Genomic DNA, 25,816 nt, shown 5'->3' on the forward strand with positions numbered 1-25,816 from the left:
GGCGGTTTTTTAAACTTGCTCTATCCCAATATACCAATGGAAAGCTGGATCACTATCGCATTTACAATATCAATGAAAAAAGCACCTGTCAGTGGAATGAGTAAGAATGCTTTATGTGAAGGACCATAGGTATTGGTTACTGCTTGAATATTGGCAATAGCCGTTGGCGTCGCACCCATACCAAAACCACAATGACCTGCTGATAAAACTGCAGCATCATAGTTGCTCCCCATCACCTTAAATGTCACAAAAGCAGTGTATAAAATCAATACCAGCATTTGCACAATCAGAATCGTGACTAACGGACCTGCCAAATCTGCTAATAACCACAGTTGTAGTGATAACAATGCCATAGATAAATAGAGCGATAACGATGCATTTCCAAACACGTCAATCGCACGATCAAAGATATTTACTTTGAATACATGTTCAAGCAGATTTCTCAAAATCACACCTGAACCTAGCGCCCAAACAAAGGTTGGAAGCTCAAACCATTTACCTTGACTAAAATCTGTCATTAAGTTTGCCGTGAATATACAAAGTGCAAACATACCAAGGGTCGACACAGCATTACTCGCAGTAATTAATCGTGTCTTTTTTGGATATTCAAATGGTGCAGATTTTAACTGATCATCCAATTGTGATTCGTTTTGATCATTGTCAATTTTGTTAGCCAGTTGATGACGTTTAATTAAAAATTTAGCAACTGGACCACCAACGATACCACCAATGATCAGACCAAAGGTCGCACTTGCCATACCCAATACAATAGCACCTTGAATGCCATGCTGGGTTTCAAGCACTTGGCCCCATGCACCTGCCGTGCCATGACCACCCGTTAAGGTGATTGAACCTACAATTAAACCGATGAGCGGATCTAAACCTAATACCGTCGCTAAACTCACCCCAACAATATTTTGAACGATCACAAATCCGATCACACAGAACAAAAATATAAATAGGGCTTTACCACCATCTTTTAATTTAACAAAATCTGCACCTAAGCCCACAGAGGTAAAGAACATCAGCATTAAAATGCTTTGAATTTGCGCATCAAATGTGGCACTGATATTAAAGAATTTAAATAAGATGAATGCTGTAATTGCTGCGACCAAACCGCCAATCACAGGTTCAGGTAAATTGTAGTTTTTAAAGAATTGGACTCGGTTGACTAGATAGCGCCCAATAAATAGAAAAAATACGGCAATCACGATGGTGCCAAAGGCATCAACTTCAAAATTCATTGTATTTCCCTAATGTTTTAATTTTAATCAATTTTCACAAAGAATTATGCTTTATTCAGCTATTGAAATGTAATTTTTCAATGATTTACAGGCAGTACATTTATTTGTACTGTACTGTTGGTTTATTGCGATTGTTTTCTTCTTTGTTCTCGAATTGATTCGCGAACTCGATCTGGCTCGACTACACCTAGGTGATGCTGATTATAATAGCGCTGTTTATCGTATTCAGACATGTTTACTGTTTCATCTTTATATTTCTGATAACGTGCGTCTTCTTCTGAATCAGTATTTTTAATCTCCACGCTTGAACATGCAATGAGCGATAGACTGATTAAACTTAATGTGAGTATGCTTTTCATTATATTCATGGTGTTTTCATTTTTGCTTATTCTATTTATTTCACCTTTCTAGATTATTGCTGTCTGTTTTATTTATGGTTACGTGGTTGTAAGATTTTCGCAGTAGTCGATTTGAATTTATATTCGATTCAGCATGACGAATCTATGTGAATGTGTTTTAATGCAGGCAGTATGAGATGAGCCTTATATGAGTATCACGTGAGTGGTACGACTAGCCCCGTTAATTTTTTAATTACGGGGCTTTTTCATGGGCTTTCTTTTTCGGTAGATGACGGTTTCTCCATATTTTTGAAACACCCACTCTTTGGCTTGTTGGTCGGTGATGTTTTCAAACACGTAGTAGTCATGATCCCATGCTTCTTGATGGAAAATGACCTTCTTCGTATAAGTTTCATTCTTTCCGTTGGTCATACAAACAAAGCTGTCGCCTTGGTCTTTAATTTGTGTTCCGTTGAGGAAGCCACCGATACAGAGGAAGCGGGGGTGTTTAAACATTCAATTTACTCAGCATACTATTCATATAATTATCATAATTCCCAAGTTGATTTTTCCAAAATCTATCATTCTCAATATCATCAATAAACTGTACAACATCAACAGGATTCGCTTCTTTCTCTAGATCAAATGAATCATCTATGAAGGAGTTCATAAAATCAGCCTTTCCATTTAAAGATATAATGATTTCATCCATAGATATTTTTAAATGATTTTCAAAATATTGGTGATCAAATTCTAATGTTGTATCTATAATCCAAGAATGAATTTTTACATCATCTAAATTTTCAAAATATTGCTTCAAAAATTCATTTCTAATGTAGGTCACTTTTTTAGATAGTTGATAAGCTGCTTTATTTAACGTGAAGTTTCGATATTCATAGATTTCTTGAATACTACTTTTAATATAAGTTGATTTTACTTCTGCAACAATGACAAAATTTTCATATATTGCGATTAGATCAATTTCGCCAACTTCTCTATCTAGAGGTTGATATTGGCAAATTACCTTAAATCCAACATTCTTAAATTTCTCAGCTAAGTTTAATTCAATCTTATCTGTTTCATTTTTAAGCTCCAAACGATTTTTATGTAGCTTGCGCACATAATTAATCATCATCGAATTTACATTTTGAAATGCAGTTAGCCATGGAAATTGAAAAACAAAATCATCAATTTTGTAAAATGGTTTTTGTTGAAATGTGGAATAATCATCTTCACTGTACAAGTCACAAGTCCAAAAATTCAAGATTTGTTCCATTTTCTTTTTTTTGACAGAATTTGAACTACCTTTTATCCAAGATGACATTCTTTTAATCTTGTCTTCTTGCCTAGCAAATGTGAAAGGCATTCTATTTTCACCGATCATAAAACCATGCATAGTGAGTCGCATTAAGGCTTGCAAATTACTTTGAGAATGAGGTAAAAAACTTATAAATTTTTCAATATGATCTTTTAAATAATGGGCTTGCGATAAAGTCATGGTAATCATGGTTTCATACGCATCAAGTTTTTGATTGTTAATACTGAAGTCTACAATCCCATAGACCTGATCTAATTGTTCTTGGATACCAAATGCTTTTGATAAAGCAATTGCATTAGCTTCTAAATTCTCACCAGTATTTATAATGCTATACACAACATCTGAGTTTAAAAGTTTTTTAGTACCTATACTTAGCCAATAATTTAATAATAAAGAGTGTTTTTTAAACCAAACATCTTTATCTTTTTTTGCATTTGTATAAATTAGTTCACAATTTTTGAATTTATAATTTACATCTTCGTCAAAACAAAATGACTCAAGTACATTTCTTTGGTAGTTAATAATCTCAACTTTTATTGCCACAAGTTTTTTATATAATTCATATTGCTGTAGAAGCTGTGGTGTCATCCCGTCTTCAATCAACAAAGGCATAAGTTTATTTTTTAATGCTAAAGCAATTGACTCTTCAGATAATTTTTTAGTATTTTTCTTTGATGTTTTAACAATTTCATCAAAAGCTTTCCACACTGTTTGTGCCGAATTATTTTCATTTCTATCAAATTGATAAGGCAAATAATCAAAGTAATCTTGATTTGGAATCAAATACTCATAAGCATATAAACTGCCAAAAGCCATAGCTGTAATTTGACCGATATTCAGCCTATTCTTAATATCATCATAAATTTCTAATCGATGCGTATATTGTGATTGTAAATACTCTACAGTCTGAAAAAAACTAGTAAGGGTTTCATTTGTAAATTCTTGTTCAATTTCCCTTAGTAGACACCATGAATAATGAGCAGAATGAAGTATTATCCCTGAATAACGTACTGCCAAAATAAAACTTTGAACATCAAGTTTTAAATAATTTAGACAAATATTTTTATCAATCGAATTTAAACGAATATATTGACTTAATGCGAGAATATAATTTTGACTTTTTATATCATCAACAGTGAGTAATTTAATAAAACTTGATTGCCAGAACATATCAAATTTATTTTTAAAAACTCCATGTTTGGGTTGTGAACTTTTATACAAAAGTTCTTGTACAATTTTTTCTTTTGCTAGTTCTGGACCAAAATTCAAAAACAAAGCATCGAATTTATTTTCATAATAATTTTGCATAAAAATAAGGGCTGATAAATCAGCCCTTATCTTATATTGCTTAACGCTTAATTTTCAAGCAAATCATAGATTTACTCTTGCGCTAGGGAAAAGCCTTTCGGCTTTTCTTTACCCTAGCTCATTAAGACAATTGAGCAGCAGCAATTTTCTTCGTATCAACGTCTTTAGCAGCGTCTGTATAGTCGTTCATTTGATCGAAGTTCAAGTACTTGTAGATATCCGCAGACATGCTGTCGATTTGAGCAGCATACTGTTGGTATTCTTCAGGAGTTGGCAACTTACCAAGTACCGCAGCAACAGATGCAAGCTCAGCAGAAGCCAAGTAAACGTTTGCACCTTGACCTAAACGGTTCGGGAAGTTACGCGTAGAAGTAGATACAACAGTTGTATTTGGAGCTACACGTGCTTGGTTACCCATACATAATGAACAACCTGGCATTTCTGTACGCGCGCCAGCTTTACCATAAGTATTGTAGAAACCTTCTTCCATCAATTGGCGTTCGTCCATACGAGTTGGAGGAGCTAACCAAAGACGAGTAGATAAAGAACCACCAGGTACTTTGTCTAAAAGTTTACCAGCTGCACGGAAGTGACCGATGTTAGTCATACAAGAACCGATGAATACTTCATCAATTTTGTCGCCTTGAACGTCAGAAAGAAGTTTTGCATCATCTGGATCGTTCGGGCAGCAAAGGATAGGTTCTTTGATGTCAGCAAGGTCGATTTCATACACTTTCGTGTATTCAGCGTCAGCATCAGCTTTAAGAAGTGATGGATTAGCTAACCATTTTTCCATGTTCTCAACACGGCGCGCCATAGTACGAGCATCGCCATAACCTTCAGAGATCATCCACTTCAACATCGTGATGTTTGAACGAAGGTATTCAGCAACTTTCTCTTCAGAAAGTGTGATCGCACAACCAGCAGCAGAACGTTCAGCAGAAGCATCAGAAAGTTCGAACGCTTGTTCAACAGTTAAGTCAGTTTCCATTTCTGATAAGTCGATCTCTAAAATACGACCAGAGAAGATGTTTTTCTTACCTTTCTTCTCTACAGTTAAGTCACCTTCTTTAATTGCGTAGTAAGGAATCGCATGTACTAGGTCACGTAAAGTGATACCAGGTTGCATTTTACCTTTGAACTTCACAAGAACTGATTCAGGCATATCAAGTGGCATAACACCAGTTGCTGCAGCGAACGCTACAAGACCAGAACCCGCTGGGAAAGAAATACCGATTGGGAAACGTGTATGTGAGTCACCACCAGTACCAACTGTATCTGGAAGAAGCATACGGTTTAACCAAGAGTGGATAATACCGTCACCTGGACGTAAAGAAACACCACCACGGTTCATGATGAAATCAGGAAGCGTGTGTTGCATTTGAACGTCAACTGGTTTTGGATACGCAGCAGTATGACAGAAAGATTGCATTACGAGGTCAGCAGAGAAACCTAAGCAAGCTAAGTCTTTCAATTCGTCACGCGTCATTGGACCTGTTGTATCTTGAGAACCAACAGTTGTCATCTTAGGTTCGCAGTAAGTACCTGGAAGTACACCTTGACCTTCTGGAAGACCACAAGCACGACCAACCATCTTCTGAGCAAGCGTGAAGCCTTTGCCAGTTGCAGCTGGTTGAACTGGAGTACGGAACAAGTCAGAAGCAGGAAGACCCAGTTCTTCACGTGCTTTAGTAGTCAAGCCACGACCAATGATCAAGTTAATACGACCACCCGCACGTACTTCGTCTAGAAGTACTGGAGTTTTTAACTCAGCTTCAGCAATTTGAGCGCCATCTTTGAACGCTGTAACTTTTGCAGTCGCTTTGTCAATCTTCAACGTGATTTCGTCACCCATGTTCATGTTAGCAACGTCGATTTCAACTGGTAACGCACCAGCGTCTTCCATAGTGTTGAAGAAAATCGGAGCAATCTTAGAACCTAAGCAGTAACCGCCTTCTTTCTTGTTCGGAATGTGAGCGATTTCGTCACCAAAGAACCAAAGTACAGAGTTAGTTGCAGATTTACGAGAAGAACCTGTACCAACAACGTCACCCACGTAAGCAACTTGGTTGCCTTTCGCGATTAATTCTTTGATTTGGCTTAATGGACCAACTTCACCAGGAACTTCTGGGTTAATACCATCACGTACGTTTTTAAGCATTGCATTCGCGTGTAACGGAATGTCTGGACGGCTCCAAGCGTCTTGCGCAGGTGACAAGTCGTCAGTGTTAGTTTCGCCAGTAACTTTGAAAACTGTAAGTTTGATTTCTTCTGGAACGTCTTTACGGCTAGTGAACCATTCAGCGTCAGCCCAAGATTGAAGAACAGCTTTCGCGTTTTCGTTACCTGCTTTTGCTTTATCAGCAACGTCATGGAACGCATCGAAAACAAGAAGTGTTTTCTTAAGCGCTTCAGCAGCTAAAGCACCAAGCGCTGCGTCTTCTAATAATTCTACTAAAGGAGCAACGTTGTAACCACCAAGCATAGTACCTAGTAAGTAAACCGCACGCTCTTTAGAAACTAATGGAGAAGTCGCTTCACCTTTCGCCAAAGCAGCCAAGAAAGCAGCTTTTACATAAGCAGCTTGGTCAACACCTGCTGGAACACGGTTTTCAAGCAAATCAACTAAGAATGCTTCTTCGCCAGCTGGTGGATTTTTTAATAATTCAACTAATGCAGCTGTTTGAGCGTCATCAAGTGGCTTCGGTGGGACTCCGAGTGCGGCACGTTCTTCAACGTGTTGGCGGTAAGCTTCTAGCACGGTGTTATTCCTCTTCTTTAAAAAATTACTTGCAATATCCTGCTTATAAAGCCTGCAAATAATATGGACTGCTAAATTTTACTAAAATTCCGGTTAAAAGTTAATGCAAGAAGAGTGTTTCTTTGTGATGACCATTATTTTCTTACTAAATGATCTCTCTTCTGATTACTCATTGCTCAATATGTTGTTTTATCGAACAATTCTGACATTAACATGAAGCTTTTACGGATCTGAAATAAATAAAAGGCAACAAGATGTTGCCTTTTAAATCCTTTTTTGACTATTCAACCTTAGTGGACAGTCGTGCGATCTAAATATTGTTGCAGACTTTCTCGTGTTCCTTCGAATCTGACCAGAATTTCATCATCATGTAGCATGCGGTGTTCGGCACAGGCAAAACTAATGTGTACCTGATAAATTTTGGCATGTTCATTGATCATATTTTTAAGATAGACTCGATCCCCTAGACTTAGGACGTAATGGCTGCCATTAATTACAGCAACACCATTGGCATCTTCAAGCAGAAGATCGGCATTATTCAGGTATGCGACCACTTCCATTGTTCCGCTCCTTTTGTTTTATTTATCTTATTTTTATATAAGCTTTTCTATTTTAATGCTAATTAAAATTTGTAATTAATTTCAACAAAAAAAGGGAAACTTACGCTTCCCTCTTTTTTATGATCAATCTTTTTGTAGCGCCTTAAAACTGTTTGTAGTCAGGCAGATTATCTTTATCGTAAGGAGTGGCTAAACACTCATCCGTTGCTTCTTTTTTGAATTTAGCCATTAATGCATCACGATCCAATTCTAATTGATTCGCAGGATAAGCATAGACCTTCTCAATTTGAGCATCTACGAATTTCTTCGTCGTCGGATCGGTCAGTTTAGAAGCATGTTCGACCGCCGCAGTTTTCTCGATACCATTTTGACGGTCTAGCAAAATAGAGCGTGCAGCATTACCAATACTGGTACAGTAACCATGCCAGACTTCTTCAGGGGTTAGTGGCTTTTTTTCTTCACAAGCACTGAGCAAAACGGCTGAACCAAGTACAGCACCCAGAATCACGAATTTGTTCATACATCTCTCCTGTTGCGGCTATGATAATCGAGTTAAACCGAATAGGAAATCGTGTAATGACATTTCTCGTTCATTAGCCACAGCTTGAGCGAATAATTTTATTCTGATCATCCACGGTTACTGTAATACGATCATTTCGATAATCCATAGTAACCAGATCATTTGGTCCGACACGGCGAATAATTTTGGCTTTGGTTTTATTCAAAATCTGTTGATCATCAAGATTATGCATACCGACTAATTTTTTCGCTTCTTCAGGTTTGCAAATATTTTGATGATGTCTAAATAACTCCCATTCTTCTACTACAACGCCATCTGGCAACTGGCAATAACCCACTTGACCATTTGCCTCATCGCGTATTTCTAATTTTCCACCTTGTTGAACACAAAATTTGCTTGCAGGATTAGCCATTCCAATTTTTGGAGTAAGTTGCTCAGTTTGAGTGGTTTGACAGCCCGCCATGAGTGTTGCCGCTATCATCGCGATGAATATTGCAATTGTTTTCATTTTTTAATGCTTTCTTGTCCGATAAATTTTAAGTCTAGCATTTTAACAATAGGGCTTAAATTTAATTTCGGTTTATACAGTGAATTAAAAAGGGCTTCGATTAAAGCCCTTTTACCTTTTAGAATCGCCAATTGTAGAAAATATCAATGGCTTTTTCTAAAGACTGACTTGCTTCCAGATAGAGTCTTTGGTTCATCTGATATCGTAGCGTCAATTTATTGACTGGCGTAAACACACCAACACCATAACGGATATATAAATCAGGGGTCAGATAACCTGTCACACTCACTTGAGTATCATCGCCTGTTCCTTGCGCATCAAGAGCAAGACCACTTAACCCAAATGTCTGTCCAATTTGATTGGTTAAAGCACGTGTACCACCAAGCCCTAAACTAATCCCCGCTGCAGCAATGGTATTGTTCACATCTGATTTAAAGCCTTCTGCTTGACTCAAGCTACTAGAACCTTCATTGATTCGACCTGTAATCAAGGCATTCATCGCCTCTTGTTCAGATAATCCCGCATCATTAAATACTTGGATATTTGGACTACTTGCGGTTCCAGTAACACGCACACCAACTGTACTGCCTGAAATGAGTTTACTTGCTTCAACCTCAAGGGTTGGGTTAGACAATGCACCATTGAAACGCGCAATTGCACGACTTAGTTCTAAAGACTGCCCATAAGCTTCAATAGTAACGCGCTTACTTACACCAATCGCACCATTGGCACGCATGGCAGTTTCTAAACCGCGTTGCGTTAAGTAAATTCGCCCAAGCAATGGAATACGACTATTAAAGCCTTGGAAAATCACTTGGTTTCCTAAATTTAATTCTAAGTCAGCGCGGATATCCCATGGCTTTGCAGCCTTAAGTACCGCGAGTTGATTATCACCTTCACGTACTACTCGAACATCGGCGGATAAAGGCACTACGGATGCGCTCGATTCTGGCATTGAAATCAGCGCACGCGGAACTTCAACTTTACCATTCAAAGTTAACTGCTTACTGACAGGACGTGCATCTAAATCCATTTCAGTGTTCACAACAGCTGTGATTAATGGTGCTTGGCGAATAAATAAATTATCACCTTTGAGTTTTAAACGAATTCTAGGATCATTTTTCCAATCGATATCACCCGTTAACTTACCCACACCTCGACCACTATTGAAAGCGCCATCGATCGTCGCTTGGTTTTGACGAATAGATGAATACAGCTGAATATTCGTGAGATTAACAGGTAACGAAATCATGCTGATTGAACCATTTTTAAGTCGCATTTCGCCGTTAAATAACGGTTGAGTCAATGTCCCACTGATTTTACCCGCAAGGGATAAATTACCATCGATTTTACGCACATCCGAAATGAATGGTTTTAAAATTTTCAGTTGTACTTGACTCAGAGCAACTTCACCACGCATTGGTTTCGAATCAACAAATGGATTCACCACAACATTTGCATATCCAGTCCCAATATTCGGAGCTTTCAAATCAGCACGAAGTAATAATCCTTCACGAATACTTCGCGCAATAAGACTTACTTCATCGTAGTTCATTGTAGTGCTGATATCATCAGGATCGGCAGCTGCTAGACCGACAACACCATTACGCGTAACAAGTTTGGCATCGATTTTTGGTTGAATGCCTTGCCCCCAAGACGCTTTAGCATAACCATCCAATTTACCTGTAATTGCGAAACCTTCAGGCATAAATGCGGCAAAGTCACCAAGATCTAAATTCCGACTCATAAATGAAGCGCTACCTTTGGTCTTACTCACACGTAAGGGCTGATCAAAGCAAAGTTGGCTTTGATTACTGGTCCAGCAATGAGCACCCACAAATAATTCTGTTTTCGCAGTATTATAAATCACAGGGGCAGATTGGGCCTGTTTTAAATGCACCCGTGCAGAGTCAAAGTCACCTTTTTGAATTTGACCTAACCAATCATTCGCAGGATTAAATCCACCTGCCAGTTGCACATAAAATTTAGACAGCTTGTTCGAGGCTTGCACTTTCAATAAATGTGCTTTTCGTGTACCAGCAATTGAGACTTCAGCGTTTTGAATCTCACGATTGCCACTTCTTAAACTGTCCATTCTTGCAGTTAATGCAGTAGGCACTGTGTCTGAAGTTGGTAATTCCCCTTGGATGTTGAGTGATTTGATACTGACAAGATCATTGAAACCAAAGTTATTCACCCTCACATTCGCAGTTGCAGACAATCTCGGTTGAGACTGCACGTTAACAAAACCTTGCGCACGACCACGTAAACCAGGATAAAGCTCAAATAATGCAGGCGCGTCAATCTTAACGCGAAGATTCTGAGCATTCCCTTCGGCTTGAATCTGATTCTGCGCATACACAAAATACAAATTATTGGCTTCAAACTGTTGTGGTAGGAAACCTGTCTGATTCGAATTAAGAATAACAGCAAGATTACCTTTTGCTCTCAGCGGTTTTTTATTGATCATGCCAGCGAGATTGAGTCGATCAATATTAATTTTTTTCAAACGATCTGACCAAACACCATCCGTTTTGACATTACCTGAAATTTCCCCTTTAACACTTGAAACAAAATAATGAGGCTTAAAGCGTATTAAAGAAGCATTAATGTCCCATCCGATTCCATTGGCTAAATTGACTAAACCATTGGCATTGATCTGACCCGCAGCACCCTGATGTTTAAATTCGGAAATATTGATGCGCTGAGGTGTGCCTGCTACACGTATTTTAAGCTGACCATCCCCTTGTGGCAGTTGGCTTGCATGTAATGCACCATCATAATTTACTGCGAAGCCTTTAAAGCCACCACCCGACTTTTCATCATGTAGAAGAATGGCTGCTGTACTTGAGCCAGTCAGCTTAATTGTTTCCGGTGGATTTTGATTGGCAAGTTGACCTGAAAGATTGATCTGATTTAACTGAATAATTTGCTGGTTAGGTCGAGCAAAGCCACTCGCTTGAATTTGTCCATTTAATAAATTTACAGGAGCAGCAGAACTGATGGTTTGCGGATTAAAGTCTTTTGCATTAAGCACCGCATTCCACTTCAACTGTCTTTGATCAGATGGTAATTCAACCTTGGCATTTGCTTGTAAAGATCCTTTTCCATCTGCTTGATAGATAAATGAAGGAACATGAAGATCATTCCCTTTAAGGTCTAATTGGGCATTGTATTTGCCAGCAGGTAAAGTTCCTTTTTCATTTGCACCAACTACGGTTGCCACATGAATATTTTGTTGACCTTCAACTAAAGCAAGTTTTACATCCCCAGATTCACTACTTAACCAACCAATGTACGGAACAGCACGATCAATATTTTTCCAAGCGACATCTAGCAACATCGGATTCGGTTTATTATTTTTTTGTTCAGCTTGATTAAGATTTAAATTCCATGTTTCATATTGGTCAAAATCAATAAGTGCTGTGAGAGCTAATCCCTTCTCTAACGACCCAGCTGAGGCGATTTTGGCATCCAAACGTTCTGGCAGAAAATCTTGCACCACTTGTGGAATCACTTTATCTTTTGGATTGATTTTATCTAAGCGACCTTGCACATCCCAAGTGACTTTATCCTTCCATCCTAAGACACCCGCAAGATTCAGCGCCCCATTCATCAATTGGCCATTGAGGTTTGAAATATTCAATTGATTGACGAGATCTGTATGCGCCAGCGCAGTATATTGTCCTTGAGGAATATTTTTACCAGAAATATCGGTATTAATATCCAAATTCAAACGTTGGATATCTCCAGAAAACTTAGCAACTCCTTGTTTAGATAAGAGCTCCTGCTCTAGCATTAAAGGCCAGTGATAATCTTTAAAGTTTAAAGCACCTTGCATTGGTACATTTTTTCGAACTGGATGTACCACTGCCCAACCTGTTAATAAATCAGGGGTACGTGTGGCAATGCCCGCTTGAATGGTATCTAAAGAGCCTTTTGCATGGACATAAATATCCTCAACGTTGATCGACTTTAAAGATGGGAGTCTTACAACCGCTTGCGCATCTAACGGATATTTACCTTTAAAATCCATCTGACCTGTTGCTTTTTTTACAGACAAATAACCCATATCAAACTGCGAATCTTCAAACTTAAGCTCAGTACCTGACCATAGTGCTTCGTTTAGGATAATGTCATTAAATTGTACTTTAGAACTTGAAGTCTGAATGACCAATTGATCGATATCGGCTTGATCAACACGTAAAACAAAAGGGAGTTTAATTTCACTAAACTTAAATGGCTCATCACTTGGCGGTGACTTGTTAATGACACGCAAATTTCGGACATCGGCACGATTCAAATGAATTTCTTTATCTAATATGGCACGCCAACCCAAAGTGACATCAGCTCTATCAATTTTCACATCAACTGATTTCAGCGTCACCAATACATTTTTTAGAATAATGCCTTGAAGTAAATTTCCACCTTCATATTCATACTGAATAATCTGTTGAGTGGACAAAGCACGGTCAAGTAAGAATTTACTGCCTTTGTCTGTTGAAAACATTACGGCAAGCGAAGCCACAAAAAAGATCAGAATAAATAAAATGATCAGCAATACACGGCGTAATAAACTTCGCTGTGGCGTCACGTTTTGATCAGGTTGTTGCTCAGGTTGCTGCTCGATGTCTTCAGCCATACTTATTCCAAAAAATGATTGAGTACTTTTATTATCTTAAATATTAAAGTTGCGGCCCGATAAAGAAATGTAGACGAATCGGTTTACCAGGATCAGATATCCCCGATGCCACATCTAGACGAATTGGACCAATTGGAGAGTTCCAGCGGATTCCTGCTCCTATGCTATATTCAGTATCATTGGTAAATTTTTCATCATAAGCATTACCAAAATCACTAAATAACGCGGCGCGCCAGCCTTCTTTAAATTGGTAATTGTACTCTAAAGTCCCAATCGCACGCGCTTGACCTCCGACTTTATATCCAAATTCCACAGGGGACAAACTCTTATAGTCAAAGCCTCGTAGACTTTGGTCACCCCCTTCAAAGAATCTCAAGTTATAGGGCACTTTTTGAAAATCTTCTGTGATGATATAACCGAGGTTTGCCCCACCAATGAATTGATGATCATTGTTACTGCCTAATGAATATAAAAATTTCCAGTTCGCATTTACAATCGCCATATCAGCATCGGATAGCAGGCTTTCACTCCCCAATTGGATTTTGTAGTTTTGTTTAAATCCTTTTGTCGGATTTAATCGATTATCACTGGTGACTTTAGTGGCTTCATAACCAAGTAATAAAGATTGCTGCTCATCATTACCCGTTGCAACGACGAACTCTGGAATTTCATCCCAATTGGTATCTGGGTCAAGTGTCTCAGGAATATCACCTTCAATCGTCATACGATCTAGACGATAACGCACACCAAAAATATGCTGCCAATCACGACGCGCACCTTTAATAATTCTGTCAGCTCCGGCAACGGCGGATTCCACAATGAGATTTAATCCATTCCCAATTTCATCACGATCTTCACGCTCGTAACCACCAACTAGACTGACATAATCATTTAATGGGTGTTTATATGGAATATTATAGCGACCATCAATCGATTGTCTGACTTGTGACAACTCCAAGTTTGCATCAAATGAATGACCACGTTCATTCACAATAGAACGGCGGTACTGACTTCGTAAGCGCACACCGGTATCAGTACCATAACCAATACCCGCTTCAACACTATTTAATTTATCCGCATTCAATGTCACGATGACAGGGATTTTTTTCTCTTCACGTGCTAAGGCTTGTAAACGCTCAGTTTCTTCCTGCTTGGCTTGCGCTTGATTATCAGCATCATTACGCTCTTGCAAAGTACGACGTTCATTTCCACCCGCAAATTGAGTTTCATCTGCCACATTCTGCGTGACTTCTTCTGATGAACTTGCCTGTTGTTCAGCCTTTTCTTGACCTGTTAATAAACTTCTATCAATTTTTTGCTCATCCACTAAAGCCTGCAAATCAGGTGCGAGTTCAAGCGGCTTAATAATTGGATCAGGTTTAACAGCGTCAACAAGGCTATAGTTAAAATAACGTGAATTGGTTAAGTTGTTGGCTAATACATTTACACGCCATGCGGTAAAGTCTGCACCTTCTTGCCAAGGAGCTAAGGTTCTTAAAATATCTTCACGAATCGGTAATTTTTTTGATGGATCACTCATTCTAAACTGCACATCATCCAGCTTATAACGTTCACCTGTTTCCATCTTCAAATTTATATCTGCTTGATTTTGAGGGCGGGCCAACATGACATCGTGCATTCGCCAATAATAATCAAAGAAACCGTTGTTATTCGCCGCTTCAATGATTCGAGCTTTTGTCGCTTCGTATTTACCATGATCGAAAATATCACCCACCTCCAAATCAGGAAGCACTCGAATCACTTGCAATTGAGCAAGATTCTCCCCAGGCCCAGTAAATTCAATATTTTGTTCTCGCACCACTACTGGATTATGAGGTGTGACATTGACACGCACTCGGTTATCACTGACTTTTTCAAACTTAAATTCAGCATCGTAATAACCTACGGCTTGTGCAGCTTGGACAGTCATATTACGGAGTTGCGGGACGGCAGCATTGAAATCTGAAAATGACTCAACAGTGAATGATGATAACTTTGCTTTGATATTGTCCGCGAGTGGTTTAGGTGCGCCCGTAACATCTGCGGTAATACGTGGAACAGCAGCGGGCTGATTAAGACGTGGAGGACGTATTTTGTAGAAAATGCGTTTAAACACATTTACTTTTTCTGGTTCTTTATTTTCAGGTTCTTGGGTTTGAACGGATAATGAACGTCCTTCCATATTTTCAGACACCTCAATCTGACGATCAGACTGAATATTTTGCATCAACTGATCAATGTTGACTGGCGCTTTTGTTAACTCAGCTTCTGAAATGTCATTCGCAGGTAGATCTTGTACTTGAATGGCTGGAGTCGTCAATCCCGATCTGAAATTTTGCGCTTCCTGCTTGGCTTCTTCAGCGACTGATAAAATTTCATTGGCAAGTCGAGGGTCCACACTCTCCTCAGGCAGCAACTCCAAATCATCAAATTCTATCGGCTTGAATTGCTCTTGTGGACTCAATTGCTCTTGCTGCTGAAGCATTTCATAACTATTAAAATCATCTTGCCCACTCAACTGATCTATTTTTTGATCAATACTTTCAATTTTCTCTTTTGATAATCCCTGTTGTTGCGCAACGTTTTCAATTTTTTGTTTATTATTTTCGATGGCTTGTACGGATGTCGCAGGCTCAAGCTCCTGACTTGAAATCACTGTGTCGGCTGCAAATAATACAGGTGAAGAAAGCGCACCTAAAAAAACACTTGCATATAACCATTTATTGATATCATTTGATATCCATGTGTGCTGTACACATTGGGAAAGTAATGATTTTTTAAATTGTGTTTTCGATGGCATACTGCGCTCTGAATACTTTATATTTTAAATAGAAAATACAGATTTTTCACTCAAGCTAACTGAATCAAATTTCTAGTATTTTCAAAATTTTTAGGATGAAAATATGATACATGATTTTCCGATATTGTTACTAAATCATCACATTTCTTAATAATTTTTAAAAAAGCTGAATTGTCATGCAAAAACAAGAGCATCTACTGAGTTCGCGCCGTTTTTTACCTATGTTTTTGACTCAATTTTTTGGGGCCTTAAACGATAATGTCTTTAAACAATCCTTATTGCTCGTCATTACCTATGGTTGGATTCAACAACAGACCGCAAGCGTAAGCACACTGAATAATCTAGCTGCACTTCTCTTTATTCTACCTTACTTCATTTTTTCAGCGACTGCAGGACAAATTGCAGACAAATACGAACGCTCTTTCTTGATTCGTAATATCAAATTGCTTGAAATCTTGATTATGCTGATTGGTACTGCTGGATTTTTACTCGGCAATTTATGGCTATTGTTATTAGCATTGTTCCTCATGGGTACACACAGTACCTTCTTCGGACCGATTAAATACGCCATTCTCCCTGAAATATTAAAACCGAATGAATTGATGTCGGGTAATGCTTTATTCCAGTCAGGTACTTCCATTGCAATATTGATGGGGATGATCTTGGGTGGTGTAGTGATTTCAAACTCTGAAGGTAACTTAGTTTGGATCAGCCTGACGGTCGTGACCATCGCGATACTTGGTTATAGTTGTAGTCGCTTCATTCTCAAACAAAAAGTCCGTGAAAATCATATCAATGTCGATTGGAATTTCTTTCGAACCAGTTTTCAAACCATACGTTATGCAAAAAGCTTACCCCTCATCTTTACCATTTTATTGGGTAATTCTTGGTATTGGTTTTATGGCGCGACATATTTAACTCAAATACCTCAAATGACTCAGCAAAATCTTCATGCCAACGAAAATGTGGTTAGCCTCCTCCTTACCTTTTTTTCTGTGGGTATTGGTGTAGGTTCATTGCTATGCCGAAAAATTGGTGGCTCAGAGGTCAATATTAAAATGGTGCCTATTGGTGCAGTAGGCTTAACCGTTTTCGCCTTCTATTTAGCAGGAAGTTTAGCCTTTGTTCCTGAAAGGACTGGAGATTTTATTGGCATATCAGACATGTTTAATTCTGGTATGATTTATTATCATGTGATGATTGCAGTTACTTTATTAGGGATCAGTGGTGGTTTTTATATTGTTCCGCTGTATGCCATGATGCAAGCCTATTCACCGTGTTCACATCGTGCTCGCGTAGTGGCTGCTAATAACATTATGAATGCAGTATTCATGGTGTCTTCTGCTATATTCTCCATTATTATTTTAAGTATCTTAAGTATTGATATTAAGATTCTATTCGGTATTACAGCAATATTGAGTGCTCTGTACACGATTTGGTTATTAACACGCTTAAAACCAATGTTAAAAAATGCTCAAATTGATTTAGAGGATTAAGGTTATGCGTCACTACACAGGTCTAGATAAATTTATCCATTCATTTGATCAAGCACTGCGTAGTTTGGTACCAGGCACCACCACCTCACAACGTGAAAATCCAGCAAGTCAAGCAGAGACTCATCTCGCAGTGAGTGAAGCAAGGCATGTTGCTGGACTCATGCGTGTTAATCACAGTGGTGAAGTCTGCGCTCAAGCGCTTTATCACGGTCAAGCATTGACAGCTAAATTGCCTAATGTTCGTCGTGAAATGGAGCATGCCGCGATTGAAGAACAAGATCATTTAGCATGGTGTGAAGATCGTTTAAAAGAGTTAGATAGTCATACAAGTCTACTCAATCCTGTATGGTATGGTCTTTCTTTTGGTATGGGTGCGATTGCAGGTATTGCTGGTGACAAATACAGTTTAGGCTTCGTTGCAGAAACTGAACGCCAAGTGAGTCTGCATTTGCAACACCATCTTGACCAACTCCCACCGCATGATGAACGCTCTCGTCAAATTTTGACACAGATGAATCAGGATGAACTTCAACATCGAGATACTGCACTAAATGCAGGTGGTGTGGAATTACCAGCTGCGGTCAAAATCGCAATGACGGGTATATCCAAACTCATGACCAAAACAAGTTATTATATTTAAAAAAAACGCGGCTCATGGGCCGCATTTTTTATAGATGATGGAATCGTCTAAACTTATTTAATTCACGCTCAGCATGATTGAAATTCAAATCTAACCGCAATTTATCCTGCTTTAAGGACTTTATTTTCTTAAGATACTCTTCCCGCTTTTCTTTGGTGATTTTGTCATCCAGTAAGTAGTCTCGATAAGTTTCAATTTCTTTATCTTTAGCATCTTTGTCTTTCTTAGAACGATAGTACTGATCGGCCACATTATAAAAGGGTGCTAATTGGGCATGTAACTCTGATGGACAAACCCTATACCCACCTCTTCCATCCAAAGCTCCATCGAAAATAACTTCGGGTTGACAATATGAACGAAGCCCAAGTTGGTAACCTTTTTCATATAACTTGTGATCAGGTTCAATATTCACTTTTGAACAGGCTTTTTGATGTTTAACAATGCGATACGAATAACCACTGCTTCCATCTTTTTCACCTATTTCCGACCATTGAGCAGTTCGACACTCTTGAGGGGAAAGCGTTGCACAACCTGAGAGGAACGCCAAAATTGCGCTTAACACAATAATTTTATACATCTTCTTGATATGGAGCTTATTTATTTTGAAGTGGCGTATTATAAAAATTAGTCCATTTAAAAGAAGCTGATTATTGTTACATCACAGCCTATTTCCGTATCAAAGACATATTTGATCAATGCTACCGATGGACTATTCGGCGAAACTCATCCTATTTTAGAAAATTAACCATCTAGTGACACTTGAGGAAAATGATGCGCTTCATGCTCAAATAATGGATTTTCCCAAATATCAAACATTGGAATTTTAACATCTAAGGCTAATGGCATTTTTTTTGGATTAAATTGCATATTTTGGAGCGTATTTCCCCATGCAATGAGATCTACATCCAAAGAAATATCATGTGACGGACGGACTCGACCAGAAGCTTTTTCCAGCGCTTTTAAAAGATTGGTAATTTCATTGACTTGCCGCTTTGATTCTAATAAACATGCAGCATTCCAATAATCTTGTCCAACACCATCTCGACAAGGTATGACATAGATAGGAGAACGCGTAATACATCCCAATGACGCAATTTGTTTTAATGCATTCACCAGATGATTGTGCGGTTGGCTATTACTCGCCAATGCTAGCGCATAAATCATTACGGTGTCTTTCAAGACGAATTCCTACTGAATTAGCTTGTGGAATAATAGCAGGCTTACGCACAGTAATTTGGATAGACTCAATTGCTGGATATTGTTCAAACAAAGCTTTGAGGACAATTTTTGCAGCAAATTCAATTAATTCAGGTTGAGCTTTTTGAATCGTCTGAGTCGCGATTTCACAAATTTCAGCATAATTTAAAGTATCAGCGAGAAGATCTGAATTTGATGCCTGCTCTAAATCAGTCGCAATATGAAGATCAAGCAATAATGGTTGAATGATTTGCCGTTCCCAGTCAAAACATCCGATGACTGTTTCAACTTTCAATCCTTCAATTAATATGGAATCCATCTTCAATCATGACCTTTTCGTAAACTATCAAACAGTGATAGCACGCTTGACGGGAGGCGATAAAAGCAAATCCTCTTCTATTGAGGATTTGCTGTGATATTTTAACACTTGTTTAAGATTTAATGTTTCAACAAAAGATTAGGATCGATTGTTTGTACCATTTGTAAGCGCTGATCTGCATAAATATCAGTGTACGGCGCAAGAATTCTCATAAAACGATCAAAATAAAGCATTTGTTTAAACAACAATGCGAAATCCCGTGGAAAACGGATGCCATGACGCTCACCTACAGCCACCATATCCATCATGATGTCATTTAAGTCGGCTGGATTAGATGACAGAATTTGCTGAGGATCAGCTGTGAGTACACCACTGAATAATCGCTCTAAATCGTTTGCCAAAACTGTTGTATCAATTTGCGTATTGGTCATGCCCATTTTCAGCATATTTTCTGCCATCAATGGATAATTGGTATTTTGCAATGCATCCATGAAAGCAATACATGCCGTCCATACTTCAGGCTTTAATTGTCCCACAATACCAAAATCAATGAATCCAATGCGACCATCATCCAAAAGCATGAGGTTGCCAGCATGTAAATCTGCGTGGAAACTTTCACACATCATCAAACTACCAAACCATGTGTTCATGGCAGTAATCAAAACCTGTGATGGGTCTTTAGAAACTTGACGAACCACATCGAAATCCGTCAACGGCACGCCATAAAGACGCTGCATTGTCAGGACACGACGTGTTGAATATTGATGATATACCTTTGGTGCAGTCGCTTTAGTATTTTGAGTAATGTGCAGATAATTAACAAAATCATCAATATTTTTTGCTTCTTCAATAAAATCAACTTCACGAACCATACGTGTTTTGATTTCTTCAACAATATCCGCAAGTGAAGCAAATTTTACTTTAGGAACTGCCTTCTCTAGAATCTTGGTCGCCCAATGTAGGACATTTAAATCCGTATAAAGGATAGTTTCAACACCAGGTTTTTGGACTTTGATCACGACATCTTCGCCGCTCACCAATTTAGCAGCATGCACTTGTGCGATCGAAGCAGAAGCTAATGGCGTTTCATCAATAGATGCGAAAATTTCACCTAAATCGCGACCGTCAAACTCAGCATTCAAAACACTTTCAATATAGCTAAATGGGAGTTTAGGTGTCTGATCTAAACACCCTTGAAATTCCTCAACATATTCACGTGGAAATAATGAAGGCGTACTGGCAATAAACTGTCCCAACTTAATATACGTTGAACCAAGTGACTCGAAAGTTTCGCGCATTAATTTCGCATTACTCGGTTTTTCTGTCGCGTATTTAATCCCTGCTCGCGCAGCAATGACCGCAGTTTCACCTACACGGGCCACTGAGCGTAAACCATCTAACCAAATATTATTTTTCATAATGTCGATATTAAATTTCGATATGTTGAGTGTAGCAAATTAAATTGTCTTTGCGGATTGACTGATGTGACAGATTTGACATTCTTTATCCTTGTCAAAATTCAAAATTCGCTGTTGCATGTTCCTTCCATTCCATAGAAGGATCTTCTGTTTTAATGGTGTTAAATTTAACCCCAGATATAATAGCGCATGATGTGCTTGCATACTTGCCATCAGGTTAGGAGTTGTTGCTAAAACTCCTGAATCTGCACACCTTAAACTCTCATCTGCATGATCTTCTTTAGGAAAAAGACATTCATAACATGCTGATTCACCATCCACCATAAATAACTGCCCCTGCAAACCAATCGCAGATGCACTAATGAGTGGAACATTCGCATCCTTACACATTTGATTGACCAAATAACGGGTTTCAAAATTGTCACAACCATCTAACACAAGATCTTGCTGTGTAATCAGTGCGGCAGCATTATTAAAATCAAATTTAGTATTGATGTATTCAATCTTAATATAAGGATTAATTTGAGAAATTTTCTTGGCTAACACTTCAGCTTTGTAAAAACCCACATCATGATGATCAAAGGCAATTTGTCGCTGTAAATTACTAATTTCTACAGTATCAGCATCGATGAGTGTCAATTTACCCACGCCTGCTCTCGCCAATAACTCTGCAGTCAAACACCCTATTCCACCACAACCAATAATAAGCACATTGGACAGCTTTAATCTTTCTTGTGCATCAATATCCCAATCCTCTAGTAATATTTGTCTTGCGTACAACTGTAGCTCAACATCACTCAGTTCAATGCTATCACTCACCTAAACACCCTGATTACATGCTTGTATAAGCCTATGATACCGAATAAATAAGCAGTCTATTCATACAATTCTGAAGATAATTTTTACCCTAGAAGATCTGTACCTTATTGTTACAATTCGAATAGGTTTGTTTAATTTTTCTTATTTTATTTTGTACTATTAATAAACATAATCTCAATAATTGCTTCACTAGCAATTAATTTTAAAAACATCTAACTCCAATAAATGACAGTCATACTTATGAATAAAAAAATTTTTGCACTCGCTACATTATTAGTTTCGAGTTTATTCCTGACGGCATGTAAAGATGAAAAGATCACCAACATTACATACGTCAATCAAGGTTCGGATACCCAACCAGAATATATAGAAAGCACGCTTTATGATCTGGACGAAGAGAATGCTTCACCCAATCAAGACAATCGGCAAATGTTCTTGATTCTGCACTACACAGCAGTATCTAAAGACGAAACATTGGCTTTGTTTAAAGATCCTAATTTCCCTGCCAGTAGTCACTATTTTGTACCCGAATTACCAACCAATGGTAAATTTACTGTGTACCGTCTTGTGCCTGATGATAAAAGAGCTTGGCATGCTGGCACGAGTTCTTGGCAGACCAACAGCAGTTTGAATGCCTCAAGTATCGGCATTGAAATTGAAAATCTCGGTTTCCCTGCAGACGATGAACAACTCCCTTTGATGCAACGTCGATGGTATCCATTTTCATCAAAACAACAAATCGAAGTCCTTGCAGATATTATTTTAAAAATTACTAAAAAATACGAGATCAGACCCGACCGAATTTTGGGGCACAGTGATATTTCTCCAGGTCGTAAATTTGATCCAGGTCCGCTATTTCCTTGGAAACGTTTATATGAAGATTATAACATCGGTGCTTGGTACGATAACGACACTGTAAATTATTATCGTACTTATCATCCTTGGAAGAATGATATTGCTTCGTTACAAAGCAAATTGGCATTATACGGATATAACATTCCTGTCACTGGTCAATACGATCAAGTCACTCAAAATGTTGTATCCGCATTCCAAATGCATTTTTATCCTGAGAAATATGATGGTTTCGCGGATATTGAAACTGTAGCCCGCCTTGATGCATTACTTGAGAAGTATCGTAATGTAGCTCGTCCGGCGATTACACCATAAAGCATCTGAGATCAGTTTAGTCGTCTATTTAAGTGAAGACTAAACTGATTTTCATATATTATTTTGGCGCCATACGAATTGCGCCATCCAATCGAATCACTTCACCATTTAAATACGAATTTTCAAAGATATGTCCAACCAGTTTCGCAAATTCTTCAGGTTTAGCTAAACGTGGTGGGAATGGAACCATCTGTCCCAATGCATCCTGCACATTTTGCGGAAGACCTTTAAGCATCGGAGTTTCCATGATCCCAGGTGCAATAGTCATAACACGGATCTTTTCGCGTGCTAACTCACGCGCCAATGGCAAAGTCATACCAACAACAGCGCCCTTAGATGCAGAATATGCAGCCTGACCAATTTGACCATCAAAAGCAGCAACTGAAGCCGTGTTCACAATGACACCGCGTTCTTCCTCTTCCCCCGAAAGCGCATACTGTGACATTAATTGCGCAGCATATCGCAACATATTAAAGGTTCCACTGACGTTGATATTCAGTACTGTTTGGAACATATCTAAGGCATGCAGGCCATCACGACCAAGCACTTTAGCTGATGGTGCAATACCAGCACAGTTGATTAAACCATTTAATTGTCCATATTTTCCTTGTATGTGTGCAAAGAATGATTCAACTGCTTTTTCATCAGTTACATCTAGTTGAATAAACTCTGCACCAATTTCTTGACCCGTCTGCTCGCCCAAAGATGCATTCATATCAACAATTACCACACGAGCACCCTGCTGTTGAAGATAAGCTGCTGTCGCCGCACCTAACCCAGAAGCGCCACCTGTAATAACAATCACTTTTCCTTGAATATTCATAAATCTCATTATCCTTTTTTTAGTTTTAAGTTGGCTTTAGGGTAATCCTCCTCTAATACGGATTCAATTTATTCAGTGACCAATTGGTCTAAATAATTCAAAATAGTTATAATTTAATATTTATTTAATATAAAAAATTAATCACACATTACAGTTAAGTTTGCTTTAGTGACATGATTTAAAAACCATACAGTCATCGTTATTCTTTTGAATTCGGCTAATATTTAGACTATTTTAATCTTATTCATTTCGGCAGTTTGCCATATCTCCTAAAGGTTCAATCATGTTTAAAATGATCGATGTCTTAGAGCAAAATTTTGCTCAAACTTTCCCCCATGCACTTAATCAAGATTCAGATCAAATTACAGAGCAGCTTCAAATGAGCATTCTGAATGCATCTGAAATAGATTTAAAAAATGCAATCAATCAATTCCTAGACACTCAAGATGCAAGTGAAACTGCACTTGCATTAGATATTTCAACTGAGCGTCTTAATGAACTGAAATCTGGTATTGCGTTAAAAGATGCTTCAAAAATTTCGGACACTTTAAAGGTAGTAGCGCTATGCTTGGCTTTGGAGTCAGACTCATTAGACCTTCTTGAAGTGAGCGATATTTCAACTGAGTATTTCGTATAATGTGAGTATTGAGATCAAGCTGATATGGTTTGGTCTCATTTTCACTCTTAGCCTTGCTATATTAAATTATGTGACCTTCATCTCATTGCATTAATTTATATAAAGTTCTGATAAATCACTATATTTTCACAAAACCACAATATTTATAAAATATTGATCTGATTTCAATTTGTTAACTCATAATTTTAACTTTATCAAAATTTGTTCTTTTAATATCTCATTTTCTTTTTTGTCACAAATCACCTGAAAGGCTATTTATATCGAAAATTTAGCGAATTAAATCAGGTACTTTAATGAAAAAATCGATATCTCCATTGAAATTAGGACTGTTGGGTTTAGCAATTAGTGTTGTTCATAGTGGAGCCAATGCCGCACTTCCTAAGGAAATCAAACTGGATTATGCCTATTATGCTCCTACGAGCTTAGTGGTTAAAAATCAAAAGCTATTAGAAAAGGCTTTACCCAATACCAAAATCAAATGGGTATTTAGTCAAGGCAGTAATCGCTCCTTAGAATATCTCAATAGCGGCAATGTTGATTTTGCTTCAACTGCTGGTCTTGCCGCTGTATTAAGTCGTGCCAATGGTAGCCCTGTTAAAACAGTTTATATCCAAAGCCAACCTGAATGGACAGCTTTAGTCGTGCCAAAAGACTCCCCGATTAAATCCTTAAAAGATCTAAAAGGTAAAAAAATTGCCGCAACAAAAGGAACTGACCCATTTTTATTTACGCTACAAGCTTTAGATACCGTTGGATTGAATAAAAAAGATGTACAGCTTGTTCATTTGCAACATCCAGATGGCAAAACGGCGTTAGAACGTAAACAAGTGGATGCTTGGGCTGGCTTAGACCCTTTGATGGCATCAGCTCAAGTTCAGTCGGGTGCAAAACTGCTTTATCGTAATGTAGGCTTTAATAGTTATAGCGTGTTAAGCGTCAAAGAGCCATTTACTCGATCTAGCCCAGAAGCAATTGAAGCCGTAATTAAAGCGTATGAGCAAGCACGTAAATGGGCAAAAGCTAATCCAGATAAACTGGCGCAGTTACTCGCCACTGAAGCTAAACTACCTTTAGAGGTTGCAAAACTTCAGCTTCAGCGTACTGACTTTAATCAAAACATTCCTACAGCCCAACATATTAATGCACTACAAAAATCCGGCAAAATCTTGACTGAAGAAGACTTAGTTCGTAAAGGAACAAATGTAAATCAAGTTGTTCAACAGTTATTTAATGCCTCATTCGCTCAAAAATTGGTGACAAAATAATGGCGATCAGTGAAAAAGCGATTGAGCATCGGAATA

21 protein-coding genes are annotated in these 25,816 nt (G+C 38.2%); 5 read left to right on the top strand and 16 right to left on the bottom strand.

Annotation, left to right across the window (positions count from 1 at the left end; translation table 11 throughout):
• Positions 1 to 20: 20 nt before the first annotated feature.
• The 10 genes from gltS to AC1M86_RS00405 form a co-directional block, all read right to left on the bottom strand.
• Complete coding sequence (gltS, locus tag AC1M86_RS00360; protein WP_481587009.1) at positions 21 to 1,244, bottom strand: sodium/glutamate symporter; 1,224 nt, start codon at positions 1,242 to 1,244, stop codon at positions 21 to 23.
• A 122-nt stretch (positions 1,245 to 1,366) separates the two neighbouring features.
• Positions 1,367 to 1,612 (bottom strand): hypothetical protein, encoded by a 246-nt coding sequence (locus tag AC1M86_RS00365; protein WP_481606987.1) that lies wholly within the window; start codon positions 1,610 to 1,612, stop codon positions 1,367 to 1,369.
• A gap of 219 nt (positions 1,613 to 1,831) precedes the next feature.
• Positions 1,832 to 2,098, bottom strand: a complete 267-nt coding sequence (locus AC1M86_RS00370; protein ID WP_481606988.1) for a hypothetical protein — start codon at positions 2,096 to 2,098, stop codon at positions 1,832 to 1,834.
• The gene (locus AC1M86_RS00375; RefSeq protein ID WP_481606989.1) at positions 2,091 to 4,208 is read right to left on the bottom strand and encodes a hypothetical protein; all 2,118 of its coding nucleotides are present in this window, start codon (positions 4,206 to 4,208) and stop codon (positions 2,091 to 2,093) included. The genes AC1M86_RS00370 and AC1M86_RS00375 overlap by 8 nt, the downstream gene beginning before the upstream one ends.
• Before the next feature lie 121 nt (positions 4,209 to 4,329).
• Positions 4,330 to 6,969, bottom strand: coding sequence for a bifunctional aconitate hydratase 2/2-methylisocitrate dehydratase (locus tag AC1M86_RS00380; protein ID WP_481595459.1), 2,640 nt, complete (start codon positions 6,967 to 6,969; stop codon positions 4,330 to 4,332).
• Positions 6,970 to 7,259: 290 nt separating this feature from the next.
• Positions 7,260 to 7,529 (bottom strand): hypothetical protein, encoded by a 270-nt coding sequence (locus AC1M86_RS00385; protein ID WP_035267100.1) that lies wholly within the window; start codon positions 7,527 to 7,529, stop codon positions 7,260 to 7,262.
• Between the two features lie 142 nt (positions 7,530 to 7,671).
• Positions 7,672 to 8,049, bottom strand: a complete 378-nt coding sequence (locus AC1M86_RS00390) for a hypothetical protein (protein ID WP_180027655.1) — start codon at positions 8,047 to 8,049, stop codon at positions 7,672 to 7,674.
• A gap of 73 nt (positions 8,050 to 8,122) precedes the next feature.
• Entirely contained in the window at positions 8,123 to 8,557 is a 435-nt protein-coding gene (locus AC1M86_RS00395; protein ID WP_481595461.1) for an I78 family peptidase inhibitor, read from the bottom strand.
• Between the two features lie 118 nt (positions 8,558 to 8,675).
• Positions 8,676 to 13,199 (bottom strand): translocation/assembly module TamB domain-containing protein, encoded by a 4,524-nt coding sequence (locus AC1M86_RS00400; protein ID WP_481606990.1) that lies wholly within the window; start codon positions 13,197 to 13,199, stop codon positions 8,676 to 8,678.
• A gap of 43 nt (positions 13,200 to 13,242) precedes the next feature.
• Entirely contained in the window at positions 13,243 to 15,999 is a 2,757-nt protein-coding gene (locus tag AC1M86_RS00405) for an autotransporter assembly complex protein TamA (protein WP_481606991.1), read from the bottom strand.
• A 176-nt stretch (positions 16,000 to 16,175) separates the two neighbouring features.
• Between AC1M86_RS00405 and AC1M86_RS00410 the strand changes: the two genes are divergently transcribed.
• The gene (locus tag AC1M86_RS00410; RefSeq protein ID WP_481606992.1) at positions 16,176 to 17,495 is read left to right on the top strand and encodes an MFS transporter; all 1,320 of its coding nucleotides are present in this window, start codon (positions 16,176 to 16,178) and stop codon (positions 17,493 to 17,495) included.
• Positions 17,496 to 17,499: 4 nt separating this feature from the next.
• Positions 17,500 to 18,135 carry a 2-polyprenyl-3-methyl-6-methoxy-1,4-benzoquinone monooxygenase gene (coq7, locus tag AC1M86_RS00415; RefSeq protein ID WP_481588376.1) on the top strand — a complete coding sequence of 212 codons (636 nt, stop codon included), beginning with the start codon at positions 17,500 to 17,502 and terminating at the stop codon, positions 18,133 to 18,135.
• Between the two features lie 28 nt (positions 18,136 to 18,163).
• On the opposite strand, the gene AC1M86_RS00420 is transcribed toward coq7, so the two are convergent.
• The 5 genes from AC1M86_RS00420 to AC1M86_RS00440 form a co-directional block, all read right to left on the bottom strand.
• Positions 18,164 to 18,712, bottom strand: coding sequence for a DUF2799 domain-containing protein (locus tag AC1M86_RS00420; protein ID WP_481606993.1), 549 nt, complete (start codon positions 18,710 to 18,712; stop codon positions 18,164 to 18,166).
• Positions 18,713 to 18,876: 164 nt separating this feature from the next.
• Positions 18,877 to 19,314 carry a 2-amino-4-hydroxy-6-hydroxymethyldihydropteridine diphosphokinase gene (locus AC1M86_RS00425; RefSeq protein WP_481606994.1) on the bottom strand — a complete coding sequence of 146 codons (438 nt, stop codon included), beginning with the start codon at positions 19,312 to 19,314 and terminating at the stop codon, positions 18,877 to 18,879.
• Positions 19,271 to 19,651 (bottom strand): dihydroneopterin aldolase, encoded by a 381-nt coding sequence (folB, locus tag AC1M86_RS00430; protein ID WP_481589834.1) that lies wholly within the window; start codon positions 19,649 to 19,651, stop codon positions 19,271 to 19,273. Before folB ends, AC1M86_RS00425 begins: the two co-directional genes overlap by 44 nt.
• A 119-nt stretch (positions 19,652 to 19,770) precedes the next feature.
• Positions 19,771 to 21,069 (bottom strand): ABC1 kinase family protein, encoded by a 1,299-nt coding sequence (locus AC1M86_RS00435; protein WP_481586997.1) that lies wholly within the window; start codon positions 21,067 to 21,069, stop codon positions 19,771 to 19,773.
• 39 nt (positions 21,070 to 21,108) lie between these two features.
• Positions 21,109 to 21,888 carry a HesA/MoeB/ThiF family protein gene (locus AC1M86_RS00440; RefSeq protein ID WP_481586996.1) on the bottom strand — a complete coding sequence of 260 codons (780 nt, stop codon included), beginning with the start codon at positions 21,886 to 21,888 and terminating at the stop codon, positions 21,109 to 21,111.
• A 240-nt stretch (positions 21,889 to 22,128) separates the two neighbouring features.
• On the opposite strand from AC1M86_RS00440, the gene AC1M86_RS00445 reads away from it, so the two are divergent.
• Entirely contained in the window at positions 22,129 to 23,055 is a 927-nt protein-coding gene (locus AC1M86_RS00445; RefSeq protein WP_481606995.1) for an N-acetylmuramoyl-L-alanine amidase, read from the top strand.
• Positions 23,056 to 23,113: 58 nt separating this feature from the next.
• Here the strand turns inward: AC1M86_RS00445 and AC1M86_RS00450 are convergent, their stop codons facing one another.
• Positions 23,114 to 23,878 (bottom strand): 3-hydroxyacyl-CoA dehydrogenase, encoded by a 765-nt coding sequence (locus tag AC1M86_RS00450; protein ID WP_481606996.1) that lies wholly within the window; start codon positions 23,876 to 23,878, stop codon positions 23,114 to 23,116.
• 283 nt (positions 23,879 to 24,161) lie between these two features.
• Between AC1M86_RS00450 and AC1M86_RS00455 the strand changes: the two genes are divergently transcribed.
• Positions 24,162 to 24,515, top strand: coding sequence for a hypothetical protein (locus AC1M86_RS00455; protein ID WP_180027646.1), 354 nt, complete (start codon positions 24,162 to 24,164; stop codon positions 24,513 to 24,515).
• 293 nt (positions 24,516 to 24,808) lie between these two features.
• On the top strand, positions 24,809 to 25,780 hold the full coding sequence (locus AC1M86_RS00460; protein WP_481606997.1) for an aliphatic sulfonate ABC transporter substrate-binding protein: 972 nt from the start codon (positions 24,809 to 24,811) through the stop codon (positions 25,778 to 25,780).
• Positions 25,781 to 25,816: the final 36 nt, after the last annotated feature.

The sequence above is a fragment of the Acinetobacter sp. ANC_7654 genome (genome assembly GCF_056779855.1).

Bases quoted from the DNA above. Each gene is read 5' to 3' on its own strand.
- AC1M86_RS00370 (WP_481606988.1), bottom strand. From the start codon at position 2,098: ATGTTTAAACACCCCCGCTTCCTCTGTATCGGTGGCTTCCTCAACGGA.
- coq7 (WP_481588376.1), top strand. From the start codon at position 17,500: ATGCGTCACTACACAGGTCTAGATAAATTTATCCATTCATTTGATCAA.
- AC1M86_RS00450 (WP_481606996.1), bottom strand. From the start codon at position 23,878: ATGAATATTCAAGGAAAAGTGATTGTTATTACAGGTGGCGCTTCTGGG.
- AC1M86_RS00385 (WP_035267100.1), bottom strand. From the start codon at position 7,529: ATGGAAGTGGTCGCATACCTGAATAATGCCGATCTTCTGCTTGAAGAT.
- folB (WP_481589834.1), bottom strand. From the start codon at position 19,651: ATGGATTCCATATTAATTGAAGGATTGAAAGTTGAAACAGTCATCGGA.
- AC1M86_RS00365 (WP_481606987.1), bottom strand. From the start codon at position 1,612: ATGAATATAATGAAAAGCATACTCACATTAAGTTTAATCAGTCTATCG.
- AC1M86_RS00395 (WP_481595461.1), bottom strand. From the start codon at position 8,557: ATGAAAACAATTGCAATATTCATCGCGATGATAGCGGCAACACTCATG.
- AC1M86_RS00435 (WP_481586997.1), bottom strand. From the start codon at position 21,069: ATGAAAAATAATATTTGGTTAGATGGTTTACGCTCAGTGGCCCGTGTA.
- AC1M86_RS00445 (WP_481606995.1), top strand. From the start codon at position 22,129: ATGAATAAAAAAATTTTTGCACTCGCTACATTATTAGTTTCGAGTTTA.
- AC1M86_RS00410 (WP_481606992.1), top strand. From the start codon at position 16,176: ATGCAAAAACAAGAGCATCTACTGAGTTCGCGCCGTTTTTTACCTATG.
- AC1M86_RS00420 (WP_481606993.1), bottom strand. From the start codon at position 18,712: ATGTATAAAATTATTGTGTTAAGCGCAATTTTGGCGTTCCTCTCAGGT.
- AC1M86_RS00460 (WP_481606997.1), top strand. From the start codon at position 24,809: ATGAAAAAATCGATATCTCCATTGAAATTAGGACTGTTGGGTTTAGCA.
- AC1M86_RS00405 (WP_481606991.1), bottom strand. From the start codon at position 15,999: ATGCCATCGAAAACACAATTTAAAAAATCATTACTTTCCCAATGTGTA.
- gltS (WP_481587009.1), bottom strand. From the start codon at position 1,244: ATGAATTTTGAAGTTGATGCCTTTGGCACCATCGTGATTGCCGTATTT.
- AC1M86_RS00455 (WP_180027646.1), top strand. From the start codon at position 24,162: ATGTTTAAAATGATCGATGTCTTAGAGCAAAATTTTGCTCAAACTTTC.
- AC1M86_RS00375 (WP_481606989.1), bottom strand. From the start codon at position 4,208: ATGCAAAATTATTATGAAAATAAATTCGATGCTTTGTTTTTGAATTTT.
- AC1M86_RS00390 (WP_180027655.1), bottom strand. From the start codon at position 8,049: ATGAACAAATTCGTGATTCTGGGTGCTGTACTTGGTTCAGCCGTTTTG.
- AC1M86_RS00400 (WP_481606990.1), bottom strand. From the start codon at position 13,199: ATGGCTGAAGACATCGAGCAGCAACCTGAGCAACAACCTGATCAAAAC.